This window comes from Alcaligenes sp. Marseille-Q7550 (assembly GCF_965112015.1).
Genome location: NZ_CBCOPU010000001.1, coordinates 1,641,030 through 1,657,111, shown reverse-complemented (window position 1 = coordinate 1,657,111; position 16,082 = coordinate 1,641,030). Strand labels below are relative to the sequence as shown.

At 63.4% G+C, this 16,082-nt stretch carries 13 protein-coding genes, 1 tRNA gene and 2 pseudogenes; 7 read left to right on the top strand and 9 right to left on the bottom strand.

The features are described 5' to 3' along the window. Positions 1-63 precede the first annotated feature (63 nt). Positions 64-624: a GNAT family N-acetyltransferase gene (locus tag ACWPWO_RS07920; protein ID WP_454005760.1), complete on the top strand. Its 561-nt coding sequence runs from the start codon at positions 64-66 to the stop codon at positions 622-624. A gap of 102 nt (positions 625-726) precedes the next feature. After that, positions 727-1,378, top strand: a pseudogene (gene lexA / locus ACWPWO_RS07915) (transcriptional repressor LexA). A 188-nt stretch (positions 1,379-1,566) separates the two neighbouring features. Here the strand turns inward: lexA and lon are convergent. The 4 genes from lon to tig all read right to left on the bottom strand — a co-directional run bounded on the left by lon (position 1,567) and on the right by tig (position 7,541). Continuing rightward, a complete protein-coding gene (lon, locus tag ACWPWO_RS07910) occupies positions 1,567-4,032 on the bottom strand; it encodes an endopeptidase La (protein WP_454005758.1) in 2,466 nt (821 codons plus the stop codon). Positions 4,033-4,175: 143 nt separating this feature from the next. Further along, positions 4,176-5,477, bottom strand: coding sequence for an ATP-dependent Clp protease ATP-binding subunit ClpX (clpX, locus tag ACWPWO_RS07905; protein ID WP_394065444.1), 1,302 nt, complete (start codon positions 5,475-5,477; stop codon positions 4,176-4,178). Between the two features lie 99 nt (positions 5,478-5,576). Further along, positions 5,577-6,230: an ATP-dependent Clp endopeptidase proteolytic subunit ClpP gene (clpP, locus tag ACWPWO_RS07900; RefSeq protein ID WP_394065443.1), complete on the bottom strand. Its 654-nt coding sequence runs from the start codon at positions 6,228-6,230 to the stop codon at positions 5,577-5,579. Then, positions 6,231-7,541: a trigger factor gene (gene tig / locus ACWPWO_RS07895; RefSeq protein WP_454005756.1), complete on the bottom strand. Its 1,311-nt coding sequence runs from the start codon at positions 7,539-7,541 to the stop codon at positions 6,231-6,233. It lies immediately after the preceding gene. 193 nt (positions 7,542-7,734) lie between these two features. Here tig and ACWPWO_RS07890 point away from each other — a divergent pair, with 193 nt between their 5' ends. Both ACWPWO_RS07890 and ACWPWO_RS07885 read left to right on the top strand, forming a co-directional pair. Continuing rightward, positions 7,735-8,952, top strand: coding sequence for a CaiB/BaiF CoA transferase family protein (locus tag ACWPWO_RS07890; RefSeq protein WP_454005754.1), 1,218 nt, complete (start codon positions 7,735-7,737; stop codon positions 8,950-8,952). A gap of 109 nt (positions 8,953-9,061) precedes the next feature. Beyond that, positions 9,062-9,146: transfer RNA gene (locus ACWPWO_RS07885), tRNA-Leu, on the top strand. A 28-nt stretch (positions 9,147-9,174) separates the two neighbouring features. On the opposite strand, the gene ACWPWO_RS07880 is transcribed toward ACWPWO_RS07885, so the two are convergent. The 4 genes from ACWPWO_RS07880 to ACWPWO_RS07865 all read right to left on the bottom strand — a co-directional run bounded on the left by ACWPWO_RS07880 (position 9,175) and on the right by ACWPWO_RS07865 (position 11,801). Beyond that, positions 9,175-9,585: a hypothetical protein gene (locus ACWPWO_RS07880; RefSeq protein WP_454005752.1), complete on the bottom strand. Its 411-nt coding sequence runs from the start codon at positions 9,583-9,585 to the stop codon at positions 9,175-9,177. Positions 9,586-9,900: 315 nt separating this feature from the next. Then, positions 9,901-10,251 (bottom strand): hypothetical protein, encoded by a 351-nt coding sequence (locus ACWPWO_RS07875; RefSeq protein ID WP_454005750.1) that lies wholly within the window; start codon positions 10,249-10,251, stop codon positions 9,901-9,903. A 247-nt stretch (positions 10,252-10,498) separates the two neighbouring features. Continuing rightward, positions 10,499-11,491 (bottom strand): arsenic resistance protein, encoded by a 993-nt coding sequence (locus ACWPWO_RS07870; protein ID WP_454006321.1) that lies wholly within the window; start codon positions 11,489-11,491, stop codon positions 10,499-10,501. A gap of 49 nt (positions 11,492-11,540) precedes the next feature. After that, entirely contained in the window at positions 11,541-11,801 is a 261-nt protein-coding gene (locus ACWPWO_RS07865; RefSeq protein WP_394065367.1) for a hypothetical protein, read from the bottom strand. A gap of 228 nt (positions 11,802-12,029) precedes the next feature. Here ACWPWO_RS07865 and ACWPWO_RS07860 point away from each other — a divergent pair, with 228 nt between their 5' ends. Together ACWPWO_RS07860 and ACWPWO_RS07855 are read left to right on the top strand one after the other, a co-directional pair. Next, entirely contained in the window at positions 12,030-13,007 is a 978-nt protein-coding gene (locus ACWPWO_RS07860) for a Bug family tripartite tricarboxylate transporter substrate binding protein (RefSeq protein WP_454005748.1), read from the top strand. Positions 13,008-13,014: 7 nt separating this feature from the next. After that, positions 13,015-13,788 carry an HpcH/HpaI aldolase family protein gene (locus ACWPWO_RS07855; protein ID WP_454005746.1) on the top strand — a complete coding sequence of 258 codons (774 nt, stop codon included), beginning with the start codon at positions 13,015-13,017 and terminating at the stop codon, positions 13,786-13,788. A gap of 423 nt (positions 13,789-14,211) precedes the next feature. Here the strand turns inward: ACWPWO_RS07855 and ACWPWO_RS07850 are convergent. Beyond that, a pseudogene (locus ACWPWO_RS07850) lies at positions 14,212-14,984 on the bottom strand (SDR family oxidoreductase). A 109-nt stretch (positions 14,985-15,093) separates the two neighbouring features. On the opposite strand from ACWPWO_RS07850, the gene ACWPWO_RS07845 reads away from it, so the two are divergent. Then, positions 15,094-16,020, top strand: coding sequence for a LysR family transcriptional regulator (locus ACWPWO_RS07845; protein WP_454006320.1), 927 nt, complete (start codon positions 15,094-15,096; stop codon positions 16,018-16,020). Positions 16,021-16,082: the final 62 nt, after the last annotated feature.

Genomic DNA, 16,082 nt, shown 5'->3' with positions numbered 1-16,082 from the left:
TCCGGCCCCTGCAACGCCCTTCCCCGGAAGGGCGTTTTTCATTGCCGCAATGGCGACACGAACGTGACCCAAGCCCTTGCCCTGACCACCGCTCGCCTGCTGCTGCGCCCCTGGCAGGAGTCCGATCTGGAACCCTTCGCGCGACTCAATGCGGATCCGCAGGCATTGCGTCATTATCCGTCCACCCTGGACCGGGCCCAGAGCGATGCCATCGCCCGCCGCAGCCAGGCCTTGATCGAGCGGCAGGGCTGGGGCCAATGGGCCGTGGAAGTGCGCGCCACCGGCCAGTTCGCCGGCATGGTGGGTCTGAACGTGCCGCTGGCCGAACTGCCTTTCCAGCCATGCGTGGAAGCGGTCTGGCGCCTGCTGCCCGAACTCTGGGGCAAGGGCTACTCCAGCGAGGCCGCGCGCTCCAGCCTGGACTTCGGCTTCGACGTGCTGGGCCTGGAGGAGATCGTGGCCTATACCGCGCTGCCCAACCTGCCTTCCCAGGCCGTGATGGAACGCCTGGGCATGCGGCGCCAGCGGACTTTCGATCACCCCGCCTTGCCCGCGGGCCATCCGCTGGCGCCGCACGTGCTGTACACCCAAGGTCGCGCCGACTGGCTGCAGCGCCGCTCCTGACGGCTCAAGGCAGAAAACACCTCGGCAGGCAAGCTGCGCCTTGCAAAAAAGCGACAAGTAACGCACAATCATCACTGTATATATATTCAGCAGCCAATACTCATGACCGTCAAGCTCACCGCGCGCCAGCAGCAAGTGCTGGACATCATCCGCTCCGAAATCGAGCGCACCGGTTTCCCCCACCCGGGCCGAGATCGCCCAGGTGCTGGGCTTCAAATCGGCCAACGCCGCTGAAGACCACCTCAAGGCGCTGGCGCGCAAGGGCGCCATCGAACTGACGGCGGGCGCCTCGCGCGGCATCCGCCTGCTGGGCGCAGACCAGCGCGACACCCCCGAACCCGGCCTGCTGGCCAGTCTGTCGGACGCCCTGCTGCTGCCCATCATCGGGCGCGTGGCCGCCGGCAGCCCCATCCTGGCCACCGAGCACATCGAACGCGAGATCGGCGTGGCTAACACCCTGTTCTCGCAGTCGCCGGACTACCTGCTGCGCGTGCGCGGCCTGAGCATGCGGGACGCCGGCATCCTGGACGGGGACCTCCTGGCCGTCAAGAAGACCTCGGAAGCCCGCAACGGCCAGATCGTGGTGGCCCGCATCGGCGACGAAGTCACCGTCAAGCGCCTGTCGCGCTCGAACAATCAGGTGCTGCTGCTGCCGGAAAACCCTGATTTCGAACCCATCGTGGTTACCGACCCCGACTCGCTCGCCCTGGAAGGCGTGGCCGTGGGCCTCATCCGTGCCACGCCATTGCACTGATCCCGCACGTTCACCCATGAAAAAACCCGAAGCTCGCACTTCGGGTTTTTTATTGCCGGGCCGCCCTAAAAAAGCAATGCCTTGAAGGCGCGGCAGGCAGCGCAGCGTGGAGCACTTCCTGCGGCTCCGGACCTGACAGGCCCAGGCCGCGCCCGCTTCTCTTGAAGCAAGCGCGCCATGGACATCCATCAGTGCTTGAAGGACTCCGACGTCGCGCCGGGGCCACGGCTGGCAGCCAGGGCCTCGGCCGCCAGACGGGCGACTTCCTCGTCGCTGAGCGGCTTGACCGCGTCCTGCAGAGCCACTTCCAGAACCCGGTCGATCCAGCGCACCGGAATGATCTCCAGGTGGTTTTTCACGTTGTCCGGGATCTCTGCCAGGTCCTTGACGTTTTCCTCGGGAATCAGCACCGTCTTGATGCCGCCCCGATGCGCCGCCAGCAGCTTTTCCTTCAGGCCGCCAATGGCCAGGACCTCGCCGCGCAGGGTGATCTCGCCCGTCATGGCGACATCGGCGCGCACCGGAATGCCGGTCAGGCTGGAGACGATGGCCGTGGTGATGGCGATACCAGCCGATGGACCGTCCTTGGGCGTGGCGCCTTCCGGAAAGTGCACGTGCAGGTCGCGCTTCTCGAACACGGTATCGGCAATGCCCCACTTCTGAGCGCGCGAGCGCACCACGGTGCGGGCCGCTTCCACCGACTCCTTCATGACGTCGCCGATGGAACCGGTGCGCAGCACATTGCCCTTGCCGGGCATGTCCGCCACCTCGATGGTCAGCAGATCGCCGCCCACTTCGGTCCAGGCCAGGCCTGTGACCTGCCCCACCTTGTTCTCTTTCTCGGCCAGGCCGAACGAGAAACGGCGCACGCCCAGGTAATCGTTCAGATTGGACGAATCGGCCACGATGGCCTCGGTCGGCAGCGCCTTGCCGCGCGCGGCACGATTGTCGGCCTGCGGATTGGCGGCCAGCAGCTTGCGCACCACCTTGCGGCAGATCTTGCTGATCTCGCGCTCCAGCGAACGCACGCCGGCGTCGCGGGTGTAGTAGCGGACGATGTCGCGCACCGCTTCTTCCTTGACCACCAGTTCGCCGTCGCGCACGCCGTTGTTCTTCATGAGCTTGGGCAGCAGGTGATCGAAGGCGATGTGCACCTTCTCGTCTTCCGTATAGCCGGACAGGCGGATCACTTCCATGCGGTCCAGCAGGGCCGGCGGAATGTTCAGCGTATTGCTGGTGGCCACGAACATGACGTCGGACAGGTCGTAGTCCACTTCCAGGTAGTGATCCTGGAAGGTGTGGTTCTGTTCGGGGTCCAGCACCTCCAGCAATGCCGAGGATGGATCGCCGCGGAAGTCCGCGCCCATCTTGTCGATCTCATCGAGCAGGAACAGCGGATTGCGCACGCCCACCTTGCTCATGTTCTGCACGACCTTGCCGGGCATGGAGCCGATATAGGTGCGGCGGTGACCGCGGATCTCGGCCTCGTCGCGCACGCCGCCCAGAGCCATGCGCACGAACTTGCGGTTCGTGGCCTTGGCGATGGATTGGCCCAGCGAGGTCTTGCCCACGCCCGGAGGGCCCACCAGGCACAGGATCGGCGCCTTGAGCTTGTCCACGCGCTGCTGCACGGCCAGGTATTCGACGATGCGCTCCTTGACCTTCTCCAGGCCGAAATGGTCCGCATTCAGCACGTTCTCGGCATTGGCCAGCGAATTATTGATGCGGCTCTTCTTGCGCCAGGGCAGGCCCACCAGCGTTTCGATGTAGTTGCGCACGACCGTGGCTTCGGCTGACATCGGCGACATCAGCTTGAGCTTCTTCATCTCGGCCTCGGCCTTCTTCAGCGCTTCCTTGCTGAGCTGGGCCTCTTCGATGCGCTTCTCCAGCTCTTCGATGTCCGCCCCGTCCTCGCCTTCGCCCAGTTCCTTCTGGATGGCCTTGACCTGCTCGTTCAGGTAGTAGTCGCGCTGGCTCTTTTCCATCTGCTTCTTGACGCGGCCGCGGATGCGCTTTTCAACCTGCAGGATGTCGATCTCGCCTTCCAGCTGCGAGAGCAGCCCCTCCAGGCGCTCGGGCGCGTTGGCGGTCTCCAGCATGGCCTGCTTCTGCTCCAGCTTCAGGGGCAGGTGCGCGGCAATGGTGTCGGCCAGCCGGCCGGCCTCGTCGATGCCGGTGAGCGAAGTCAGGATTTCCTGGGGAATCTTCTTGTTCAGCTTGACGTACTGCTCGAACTGGGCAAGCACGGCGCGCCGCAAGGCTTCCGTCTCGGCGGCGTTGCCGGCGTCGCCGGGCACTTCCACCACGGAAGCAATGAAGTGGGTCTGCGCGTCCTCGACCTTGCGCACGCGCGCGCGCTGCAGGCCTTCGACCAGCACCTTGACGGTGCCGTCGGGCAGCTTGAGCATCTGCAGGATGCTGGCCGCGCAACCGATGTCATAGAGATCTTCCGGCGTGGGATCATCCTTGCCGGCGGACTTCTGCGCCACCAGCATGATGTTGTTGCCGGACTCCATGGCCAGCTCCAGCGCCTTGATAGAGCGAGGCCGACCGACAAAAAGCGGAATCACCATGTGAGGGAACACCACCACATCGCGAAGAGGCAGCAGCGGCAGCTCAATGGGTTCCGTAGAGAGAATCTGGCTCGCAGACATAGTAATTTCCTATAAATGTCCTTAGACGCGAAAGGGAAGCCTGGGCTTCCCTTTCACGGTTCAACCTGTTGTAGGTCAGATTGTGGCGAACTTCGATATTTCAAGTAGGCCGGATCAACAACAGGAAAGGGCCTTGCCCGTCGCTAGGCGGCGGCGTCTTTCAGGGTCTGAGAGACCTCGTCAGAATTACTATCGGTCAAAGGACGGCCCAGGATCAATTCGGGTTTACTCTTTCCAAGAATCACATCCTCGGTCAGGACCACCTTGCTGACGTCCTTGCGCGAGGGCAGCTCGTACATGGTGTCCAGCAGAGCCTGCTCGACGATGCTGCGCAGGCCGCGCGCGCCGGTGCGGCGCTTGATGGCCCGCTGGGCCACCGCATGCAGCGCCGCCGGTTGGATCTCCAGCTCCACGCCTTCCATCTCCAGCAGCTTCTGGAACTGCTTGACCAGGGCGTTGCGCGGCTCGGTCAGGATGCGCACCAGGGCATCTTCGCGCAGCTCTTCCAGCGTGGCCACCACGGGCAGGCGGCCGACCAGCTCGGGGATGATGCCGAACTTGATCAGGTCCTCGGGCTCCACTTCGGAGAACAGCTCGCCAACGCCGCGCTCGGACTTGGCCTTGACCGAAGCCGAGAAACCGATGCCGGACTTTTCGGTACGGTCGCGGATGACTTTTTCCAGCCCGTCGAAGGCGCCGCCCACGATGAACAGGATGTTGGTGGTGTCCACCTGCACGAAGTCCTGGTTGGGATGCTTGCGCCCGCCCTGCGGAGGCACCGAGGCCACCGTGCCTTCGATCAGCTTGAGCAGCGCCTGTTGCACGCCTTCGCCGGACACGTCGCGGGTAATGGACGGATTGTCGGACTTGCGGGAAATCTTGTCGATTTCGTCGATGTAGATGATGGCGCGCTGCGCCTTTTCAATGTCGTAGTCGCAGTTCTGCAACAGCTTCTGGACGATGTTCTCCACGTCCTCGCCCACGTAGCCGGCTTCGGTCAGCGTGGTGGCGTCGGCCATGACGAAAGGCACGTCCAGCATGCGCGCCAGCGTCTGGGCCAGCAGCGTCTTGCCCGAGCCGGTGGGCCCGATCAGCAGGATATTGCTCTTGGACAGTTCCACGTCGTCCCGGCCGGGCTTGCCGTTGCGGATGCGCTTGTAATGGTTGTAGACCGCCACCGCCAGGGTGCGCTTGGGCGTCTCCTGGCCGATGACGTAACCATCGAGGAATTCCTTGATTTCGCGGGGCGTGGGCAAATCCTTGCGCTCGCCATCGGGCGTGGCGCCCGCCGCTTCGTCACGAATGATATCGGTACAAAGATCAATACACTCGTCGCAGATAAACACCGACGAAGGCCCAGCGATCAGTTTCTTGACCTCGTGCTGGCTTTTATTGCAAAACGAGCAATGCAGAACTTTTTCGTCGGCCGATTTCTTTTCGGACATAGATTCAAATTTTCACTTCAGGATAGTAAAAGGACGGGAACAAGTCCCGTCCCAGAACAGCCATAGTACTGCTTTATGTCGTCCGTGGGGACGCCGGGCTTACACGTCGCGCGTGGACATCACCCGGTCGATCAGGCCGTAGGACTGGGCGTCTTCGGCTGCCATGAAGTTGTCGCGTTCGGTATCCACCTCGATGCGCTCCACAGGCTGGCCGCAATTGGCCGCCAGGATGCGGTTCAGGCGCTCGCGCAGACTCAGGATTTCCTTGGCCTGGATCTGGATGTCGGAGGCCTGGCCCTGCGCACCGCCCGAAGGCTGGTGAATCATGATGCGCGAGTTGGGCAGCGCGAAACGCTTGCCGCGCGTGCCCGAGGACAACAGGAAGGCGCCCATGCTGGCGGCCATGCCGGTGCACAATGTCGAGACTTCGGGCTTGACGAACTGCATCGTGTCGTAGATGGCCAGGCCGGCATACACCGAACCCCCGGGGGAGTTGATGTACAGGGAAATATCCTTTTCAGGATTTTCCGACTCCAGGAACAGCAGCTGGGCCACGATCAGGTTGGCCGAATTGTCATTGACGGGGCCCACCAGGAAGATGATGCGCTCGCGCAGCAGGCGCGAGTAGATATCATAGGACCGCTCGCCGCGGCCCGACTGCTCGATCACGATGGGCACGTAGCCCAGCCCCGTGGGGGTCACGGAATGCCCCCCGTTCATCGAGGCGTAGAAGTCGACAAAGCTTGACGACATTTAGTTGGTCCCCATGATTTGGTCGAACGCCACCTCCTCGTCGGTCACCTTGGCCTGGGACAGCACGTGTTCGACGACATTGTCCTCGAGCACGACTGCCTCGATCTCGGCGCGACGCTGGCGATCGGACAGATAGTAAGCCACCACTTGGGCGGGCTGTTCGTAGTTCTGGGCGAACTCTTCGATGCGGGCGCGCACCTGCTCGGGCTTGGCTTGCAGGTCGGCGGCCTTGACCAGCTCGGAGACCAGCAGGCCCAGACGCACGCGGCGCGTGGACTCTTCCTGGAAGGCTTCGGCGGGAATGGGCATCTTGTCGGCGTTGGGCACGCCGCGCTCTTTCAGTTCGGCGCGGGCCGAAGCGATGCGGCCTTGCACGTCGTTGTCGACCAGGGCCTTGGGCACGTCGAATTCGCTGGCGGCCAGCAGGGCGTCCATGACGGCGGCCTTGTTGCGGGCCTGCACGCGGGCCTTGATCTCGCGCTCGATGTTTCCGCGCACGTCAGCCAGCAGCTTCTCCACATCGCCTTCCGCCTGGCCGAGGGACTTGGCGAACTCGGCGTCCAGCTCAGGCAGCACGGGCCGGGCCACGTCGGTCACGGTGATCTTGAACTCGGCGGTCTTGCCGGCCACTTCCTTGCCGGCGTAGTCGGCGGGGAATTCCAGCGGGAACGTCTTGGTTTCGCCCGCCTTCATGCCGGCGACGGCGTTCTCGAACTCGGGCAGCATGCGGCCGCGGCCCTGCAGATACTGGAAGCCTTCGGCGCTGCCGCCTTCGAAGGCCACGCCGTCGATGGTGCCCACGAAGTCCAGGGTGATGCGGTCATCTTCCTGGGCCTGGCGGTCGGCGCTGGATTCGTAGGTGGCGCGTTGCTTGCGCAGCACGTCCACGGTGCGCTGGATGTCCTCGTCGGACACCTGGGCGGTGGCGCGCTTGATCTCCAGGGAGGACAGGTCGGGGACCTGCACGTCCGGATAGACCTCGAAGGTGGCGGAAAATGCCATGGTGCCTTCAGCGGCCTCGCCTTCCTTGGCTTCCAGGTTAGGCGTGCCGGCTACGCGCAGCTTGGCGTCCTGGAACACTTTGTCCAGGGCCTTGCCGATTTCCTCGTTGATGGCGTCGTAGCGGATGCCAGGGCCATGCGTGCGTTCGATGACGGACAGAGGCGCCTTGCCTGGGCGAAAGCCCTGTACCTTGGCCGTACGAGCCACACGCTTGAGCTGGGCCTGGACTTGTTTTTCTACGTCGGCCACCGAAACGACCACATCGACTCGGCGCTCCAAGCCGGACAGAATTTCAACCTCGGGCTGCATTGAAGACCTATAAAATTGGTTAATTGAGAAGGGTAATCCGGTATTTTACCGGAAAGTAGCACGGTAAATCCAAACAAACGATCTATCAATCATTATTTCTTGTGACGGGCCCCGGCGCCGGGGCGCACGGTCAGGACAAGACAGCCGCGCAAGGCTATCATCCCTTATTTTCAGCGACATACGCAAGACAGACATGCACACTAGCACTCCCCTGGCCGGCATCCGGGTCCTGGAGCTGGGCCAGTTGATCGCCGGCCCCTTCGCCGCCAAGATCCTGGGCGAGTTCGGCGCCGAGGTCATCAAGGTCGAGCCGCCGCAAGGCGGCGACCCGCTGCGCAAGTGGCGCCTGCTGCACGAAGGAAACTCGGTCTGGTGGGAGGTGCAGTCGCGCAACAAGCGATCCCTGGCGCTGGACCTGCGCGAACCCGAATGCCAGCAGGTGGTGCGCCAGCTGGCCGGGCAATGCGACATCGTCATCGAGAACTTCCGCCCCGGCGCCCTGGAGGAATGGGGCCTGGGCTGGGAGGCGCTGCACGCGCTCAATCCCGGCCTGATCATGCTGCGCGTGTCCGGCTACGGGCAGACCGGCCCCTACAAGGACCGGCCGGGCTTCGGCGTGGTCGGCGAAGCCATGGGCGGCCTGCGCCACCTGAGCGGCGAGCCCGGCCGCCCGCCGGTGCGCGTGGGCGTGTCCATCGGCGACTCGCTGGCGGCCCTGCACGGAGTCATCGGCAGCATGATGGCCCTGCGCCAGCGCGAGCAGCACGGCGGCCAGGGCCAGAACATCGACGCGGCGCTGTACGAATCCGTCTTCAACATGATGGAAAGCCTGCTGCCGGAATACAGCGTCTTCGGCGCCGTGCGCGAGCCGGCCGGCAGCAGCCTGCCCGGCATCACACCCAGCAACGCCTACCTGTGCAAGGATGGCAAGTACGCTCTGGTGGCGGGCAACGGCGACAGCATCTTCAAGCGGCTGATGACGGCCATCGGCCGGCCCGACATGGCCGCCAATCCAGATTATGCGCACAACGACGGCCGCGCCCGCCATGCCGGCGTCATAGACGCAGCGATAGGCCACTGGACCAGGGCCCTGACCCTGGATGAGGTGCTGGCCATCCTGGACCAGGCCCGCGTGCCGGCCGGCCGCGTGTACGACATTGCCGACATCGCCGCCGACCCGCACTACCAGGCGCGCGACATGCTGCTGGACGCGGCCCTGCCGGACGGCACTCCCCTGACAGTGCCCGGCATCGTGCCCAAGCTCAGCGCCAGCCCCGGCGCCATCCGCCGACCAGCGCCGCAACTGGGCCAGGACACCCAGGACATCCTGGACAGCCTGGGCGTCACCGCCGAGCAGCAGCAGGACTGGCTGGAGCGCGGCCTGATTGCAAAAAACCCCAAACGTCGTTAAAAAAGAAGCAAACAGCCTTCAGATGCCCCAAACCCTGCCGCATCCTGCGGCGGGCGTCTTTTACTTGCCTAGCCCGGCAAAGCAGGCTAGAATCCCCTTCTTTCGTTTTGCGAACGTGGCGGAATTGGTAGACGCACCAGATTTAGGTTCTGTCGCCGAGCTGTGTGTGACTTCGAGCCTCTCCGTTCGCACCAGAGAATGAAAACCGTTGAAATCAATAATTCAAAAATCAGCAAAAATCAACGGCTTGCATACACGACCCAGAAGCAATTGATCCTCGGGAATCAATTTTTCAAGAAGTTTGCTCCCATCTAGCTCGCAGGCTTGCTTCCACATGGCCAACATTAAAGAGATCGACTCTGGCCGCTGCGCGCCGATCGTCATGCGTCCGCCCAAACATGCTTGAAGAACGTGGAAAGCCACGCCATGGGCATCATCAAGGTAGACGGCCTGCATCGCCATGTCCACTTTCGCCAGCCCGGCGCACTGTGACTGCGCTTCGACGTGATCACCTGGCCGGGGAGCCTCTGCTGCACGAATGACCTGGGCACGTACGTGCTCTGGCGACTGGAGGATATGTTCGGGTTCTTCCGCACTGACCAAGAGTACTTTCAGCGCCACGGCAATCATCAAGGAGAATCACCGATTAACAAACACGCAACTGAGGGTCCAGCTCCAACCCAAAGTGGCACAAGACCACAGCGGCAGCGCTGAGATGTCTGCGCCTGCCGTCATCCAGCTTGCTCAGAGAGTGCCTATTGAGCGGGCCAACCGGGTTATTCTGATGATCACGGAGCACGTCCATGCTTTTCTCAACCATTCGCCGCAAGAACATAATCGTCGGTAGGGGCAATACTTCCCACGCCTGATAGATTTCTTTAACCGCGAGGCTCAAACGATACAAGGCTTCGGGCATGGCGCGCCCATCGCCCGCGAGCACAGCGAGTTTCAGGCCGTAAATTGATTCACGGCTTTTGCAACATCTCCCAGCAGACCAGATAACTGCATGCGCAACTTATCATCAGAACGAATCGAAATTTCATCCAACACATGGTTGCAGGCAGCCTCCTTGCTCAGTACTCCCTGGCTCAGAGCAACAAGATCGGCTTCTCTTAGCTCATCCAAATAAGTATCCAGGCAGTACTTCGCTTCCTTTAGCGAGTACACCCCCCCCTCCTGGGCTGTGTACCGCAAATTGCCAACTATCCCCAGGGGACAAGGCGCCAGATCTTTCCGCTCCAGCGCCACCTCCTGGTGGTTGGCTATCTGGACAGTAGGATTAAGGGTTGGAGTGATCATGATCATCTTTCCTTGAGTAAATCAGGCCTCAACGCCCGAACCGGGAACAGGAGCGCTGATGGCCTGCGCCACAGAAACAAACACGTGGCCGTCGCGGCGCAACTGCCGCTATCTCAAGTCTGGGTAACCGATGAACATCTGGCGTTCCTGTACATGCGAGGGCAATCCCCTGGGGCTCGAGCGGCACGGGAAGCCCCGCGCCTCAAAGAAGCCCGAGTCGTGACACGCTCATCGAAAGAGATACCAATCAATCATCTGCCAAACGCTGGTCCGCGCGCACAACTTCGCTCGCGCCCCACCGCGCCGCCAAGCGCACATAGACCAGCTCTGCCAATAATTCGACCAGCGTCTGCGTCACGATGACGGCCGGCAGAACGGGAATGGCGCCTGGGATGGACAGGGCCAAGGGCAGGACCACCAGGGAATTGCGCGTGGCCGAACTGAACGCGACGGCCCGGCTGGCCGGAACGTCCAGTCTGGCCCTGCGCGCCAGCCACCAGCCGCACATCGGTGCGATGATGGCGTACGCGAGATAGACGGGCAGGACCAGCAGGACGGCGCCCATGGCCGAGCCCAGCTGCGGCGCCACCGCCGCGATGACGATGAACAGCACCAATGCCGTGGCAGGCACGGGCGCCAGGCCGAACACTTGCTGTGCGCGCCTCCATCCTCTGCGGCGCGCGGCCAGGAACTGGGTGAGGCCGGCCAGGACCAGCGGCGCGGCGATCAGCCACAAGAACGCATGCAGGAACGGACCGGCGTCGATGTAAAGAGCAACATCCCGTCCGAATGCGAATTTCAGGTAGAGAGGCAACAGCAGCATCTGCACCAGCAGCAACACCGGCGTCGAGGCCAGAAGCGCCCGAGCGTCCGCGCGGCCCAGGTGGGCAAACGTGACGACATAATCAATGCAAGGCGCCAGCAGCACCAGCAGGACGCCCAGCCGCAGCATGGGCTCGTCCGGCAGCAGGCCGGCAAGCGCGAAGACCAGCGCCGGCATCAACACGAAGTTGGACAGGAGCAACACGGCCATGAACCGCGTCTGCTTCAAGGCCTGGCCCAGATCCACGAGCGGAACCTGCAAGAAGGTCACATACAGCATGAAGGCCAGAGCGGGATTGACAGCCGCTTCCAGCATTGTCGAGCCGGGAACGAACAGGGCCACGCCGAGGGCAATCGCCGCCGCGCCAAAATAGATCGCGATCTGCCTGCCCTCCAGGCCGTCGCGAATTTTTTCCAGGCCCATCCCGCTTCCCTGCAGAACTGTTCAGACCGGCAACCTTAAATGCTTACAGCCCCCGGCGCAAGCGGGCGGCGGACGCCCGGTTCAAGTCCCTGGCTTCTTGCTCGGCGTACTCGCGCTCGCCGGGCTCATAGCGTCCTTCATGCATGCAGTTGCTGCGGTTCCAGGCGCATTCATTGAACAAGCGTGAAATACCGCTCGAGCCGCTCGACCCGCCGACCGTGCTCGAACCGCCGGAAGAGCAGGCGGCAAGCGCGGCGGAACAAGCCAGCAGGATGGCGGATCGGCCCAATAGTCGCGTGATCATCTCTCTTTTCCCTTTATGAATCTCTGACCTGTTCTTATAGCAGATAAGAAAAGCGGGACCGAGGCGGCCTTGCACATGGATACAGTTGCCACGTCAGCCGGGTTTTCGTTCAACCGATAAGCCGCCTTAGCATTTACCCTGAAAAACAACAAAATGGAACCATTGGTCTCAATTTTCGGTGTTAGTATGCTCAGACCTTAGAAAAAGTATCAAATAAAGAGACAAAACATGTCAGTATTCAATAAGAACGCAGCCGCTTTGCTGGCCTGCATCCCGCTGGCCCTTCCTCTGGCTGCACAGGCCCAAGACTATCCCCAGCGCCCCGTCACGCTCGTCGTTCCCTTCGTGGCCGGGGGCGCCTTCGACGTCGTGGCCCGCCTGGCGGCCGAACGCCTGCGCACCGAGCTGGGCCAACAGTTCATCGTGGAAAACAAGCCGGGAGCCGGCGGCACGCTGGGCGGGCGCATCGTCTCCCAGGCCAGGCCCGATGGCTACACCATCCTGCTCTCGGGCGTGGGGCCCATCTCGATCTCCCCCGCCGTCTACAAGAACCTGGGCTACGATCCCGCCAAAGCCCTGGCGCCAGTGATCCAGCTGACCTCCTCGCCTTTCGTGCTGGCAACCAGCCAGGCCTTTCCGGGCAGCACCGTGGCCGAATTCATCCAGTTCCTGAACGACAAGCCGGGGGCATACAACTATGCCTCGACGGGAAACGGCACCCTGGTCCACCTGGCCGGCGAGTACTTCCGCCACAGTGCCAAGGTCCAGTTCGAACACATTCCCTACGCGGGCGGATCGCAGACGACCCTGGCGCTGCTCAACGGCGAAGCCACCTTCTCGATCACCAACATTCCCAACGTGCTGCCGCAAATCCAGGCGGGCAAGCTCAAGGCTCTGGCCACCACGGGGGCACGGCGCCCCTCCGCCCTGCCCGATCTGCCCACCATGACCGAGGCAGGCGTGAAGGACTTCGAGTTCTCGGGCTGGATCGGCATTTTCGCGCCGGCGGGCACGCCCGAGGACATCATCACGACGCTCAACACCGCCTTCAACAAGGCGATGAGCGATCCCGGAATGCGGGAGCGCCTCCAGCAGCAAGGGGACGAGGTGGCGACCGGAACGGTTGCGCAATTCAAACAATTCGTGGCCGAGAGCGATGCCAAGTGGAAGGCGGTCGCAACCCAGGCCCAGGTCTCCATTGATTGAGGCCGCCATGCCCTGCAAATTCAATACGCTCAAAGAGCGCGTGGACCGAGGCGAGCGCTTGATCGGCCTCTGGTGCTCCCTGATCAGCGCCACGGCAGTGGAAGTGCTGTCCACCACCGATTACGACTGGCTCCTGCTGGACATGGAGCACGCTCCGAACAGCCTGGGCGACATCATCGACCAGTTGCGCGTGCTGGACTCCTCCCAGGCAAGCGGCTTCGTGCGTCCGCCCGGCAACGACCGCGTCACCATCAAGCGCCTGCTGGACGCCGGGGCCAAGAACCTGCTCTTTCCCTACGTCGAGAATGTCGGGCAGGCGCGGGACATCATCCATGCCACCCGCTATGCCCCCGCAGGCGTGCGCGGCGTATCCACGGCCGGGCGCGCCGCCCAGTATGGACAACAGCCCGGCTACCTGGCCGACGCAGCCCGGGAAATCGTGATCGCCATCCAGATCGAGACCGTGCAAGCGCTCGAATCCGTCCCCGAATTCACCTGCCTGCCTGAAATCGACATTCTTTTTTTCGGACCGGCCGACCTGTCCGCCGACATGGGCCATCTGGGCGAACCCGAGCACCCCCGCGTCAAGGCCGCCATCGTGGAAGGGATCCGGCAGGCCGAGGCGGCCGGCAAGATGGCCGGCGTGCTGGCGCCCAACCTGGACCTGGCCAGCGACTACTACAAGGCTGGAGCCAGGCTGATCGCAATAGGCAGCGACATACAGTGCCTGCGCTCGGCCGCCACAGCCGCCCTGTGCACCGCCCAGGACAGGCTGTCCTGAGCAGGCGCCTGGCCAGAAGGCTGCAGACGCTCTTCGAACGCCCTTTGGACAGCGCGGCATTTTTTTCATACGGATGCTTGCATCTGGTGCGAAATGCACGACCGGAAGGCCCTAGCATGAAACGGCAGCAAGTCCCGCGTCACTTTCTTTTCGACAAGGAGCAAGCATGCCTCTCACGCCAGATCCCAGACTCGCGCCAGGCCCTGAGCCCGATCCCCGCAGACCGCCCGCCCCCAGCCCGGATCGCACGCCCTACCCCGGCCACAAGCCTGACCAGCCGCCGGAAATCGATCCCGACCGCAGCCCCGTGGAACTCCCCCGGAGCCGCCTGCACAGCCGGACCCCAACGATCCGCCCGGCTCGTGAACAAGGGGCGGCCGCCCCCGGGCAAGAGCCCGGGAGCGGCCCAGTCGGGCCAATCAACTACTTCGTGGTGTAGCCGCCATTGACGAGAATGGTCTGGCCCGTGATCCACCAGCCGTCGCTCACCAGGTGGCGGATGAACGGCACCACGTCCTCGATGTCGGTCAGCCCCGTCTGGCTGAACGGGGACAGGGCGGCCGCCGTCTTGTGATAGGCCACCGCATCCTCGCCTTCAGCGGGATAGAAAAACGGAGTGTCCATGGGACCGGGGCCCACGGCCGTCACTGAAATGCCGCGCGCGCCCAGCTCCTTGGCGGCGGCGCGGGTGAAATGCTCCACAGGGCCTTGGTGCCGGCATAGGCGGCATAAAAGGGCGTAAAGGCGCCCAGCAGGGAGGTCACCAGCGTGCAGATCTTGCCCCCGTCCTGCACATGCCGGCCTGCTTCCTTCAGGAAGAAGAAGGCGCTTTTGGCATTGACGGCGCTCATTTCATCGTACTCCGCCTCGCTGACCTCCAGAATGGGCTTCTTGAGCACCTTGCCCACGGTATTGATGGCGATGTGGGGCCTGCCCACAGCGGCAACCGCTTCGGAGAACAAGCGCTCGACGGCGCCCGCCGAACTCAGGTCCGCCTGCAGGGCCACTGCCTTGGCCCCTGTCTTGCGGATGGCGGCCAGGGTGGCCTCGGCATCGTCCTTGGAGGCCGCGCTATGGTAATGGATCGCCACGGCCGCAGCGCCGTGCGCGGCCAGGTCGCGGGCGATCAGGCCGCCCAGGTTCTTGGCGCCGCCGGCCACGAGCACGACTTTGCCTTCGATACTGTGTTGAGTCATGGAGATCTCCTTTTGGGATGAGGGATTCCATGACTTTATTTAGCAATTGAAGTCGAATAAATCCAGGCTTTGCATCTACACTATCCAGAAATCACTACCAATGCATCCCATGGACCGCATCGACCAGTTCCGCATCTTCATCCGCGTCGCCCACAGCGGCGGGTTCACCGCGGCAGCCGAGCAGTTGAGTCTGCCGCGGCCCACGATCTCGCTGGCGATCCAGCAACTGGAAAACCGGCTGGGCGCGCGGCTCTTCAATCGCACGACCCGCCGCGTAAGCCTGACCCGCGATGGAGAGGCACTGCTGGAGCGCGCCATGGCCCTGGTGAACGACAGCGAGGAACTGGAGCATCTGTTCAAGCCCGACATCCGCGGCCTGAGCGGGCGCCTGCGGGTGGACCTGCCCAGCCGCCTTGCGCGGCGGCAGGTGGCGCCGGCCCTGCCCCGGTTTCTGGAACGCCATCCCGGCATCCAGATAGACCTGGGTTCCAGCGATCGTACCGTGGACCTGGTGCACGAAGGCGTGGACTGCGCCCTGAGAGTGGGCGAGATGGCGGCGAGCAGCCTGGTGGCGCGGCCGCTGGGCGTGTTCAGAATGATCAATTGCGCCAGCCCCTCCTACCTGGCGCACCATGGAACGCCCCATATCCCGCAGGATCTGGCGCAGCACTACGCCATCCATTACGCGGCGCCAGCCGCAGGCCGCCTCGCCCCCTGGGAGTGGCGCGAGCATGGACAGACACGCACCCAGGCGATGCAGACGCGGGTGTCGGCCAATAATGCCGAAACCTACATCGCCTGTTGCCTGGCGGGCCTGGGACTGATACAGATCCCTGCCTTCGACGTGCAGGAGCATCTGCAAAGCGGCGAGCTGGTTCAGGTACTGCAGGACTGGCCGGCGCCCAGCATGCCGGTGCAGATCGTCTACCCGCACCGGCGTCATCTGTCGCGACGCGTCCAGGTCTTCAGCACGTGGCTGGCCGACATCCTGGCCCCCTGCCTGGACACGGGCGACGCGGACCTGCCCGGCGCCTGAGTCCTCGCCGCAACAGCCGCCCGGCAGGTTACGATACACGCCGTTGCGCCATCATCTCAGGC

Bases quoted from the DNA above. Each gene is read 5' to 3' on its own strand.
- tig (WP_454005756.1), bottom strand. From the start codon at position 7,541: ATGCAGCCCGAGGTTGAAATTCTGTCCGGCTTGGAGCGCCGAGTCGAT.
- ACWPWO_RS07875 (WP_454005750.1), bottom strand. From the start codon at position 10,251: ATGATCACTCCAACCCTTAATCCTACTGTCCAGATAGCCAACCACCAG.
- lon (WP_454005758.1), bottom strand. From the start codon at position 4,032: ATGTCTGCGAGCCAGATTCTCTCTACGGAACCCATTGAGCTGCCGCTG.
- ACWPWO_RS07865 (WP_394065367.1), bottom strand. From the start codon at position 11,801: ATGATCACGCGACTATTGGGCCGATCCGCCATCCTGCTGGCTTGTTCC.
- ACWPWO_RS07890 (WP_454005754.1), top strand. From the start codon at position 7,735: ATGCACACTAGCACTCCCCTGGCCGGCATCCGGGTCCTGGAGCTGGGC.
- clpP (WP_394065443.1), bottom strand. From the start codon at position 6,230: ATGTCGTCAAGCTTTGTCGACTTCTACGCCTCGATGAACGGGGGGCAT.
- ACWPWO_RS07845 (WP_454006320.1), top strand. From the start codon at position 15,094: ATGGACCGCATCGACCAGTTCCGCATCTTCATCCGCGTCGCCCACAGC.
- clpX (WP_394065444.1), bottom strand. From the start codon at position 5,477: ATGTCCGAAAAGAAATCGGCCGACGAAAAAGTTCTGCATTGCTCGTTT.
- ACWPWO_RS07855 (WP_454005746.1), top strand. From the start codon at position 13,015: ATGCCCTGCAAATTCAATACGCTCAAAGAGCGCGTGGACCGAGGCGAG.
- ACWPWO_RS07860 (WP_454005748.1), top strand. From the start codon at position 12,030: ATGTCAGTATTCAATAAGAACGCAGCCGCTTTGCTGGCCTGCATCCCG.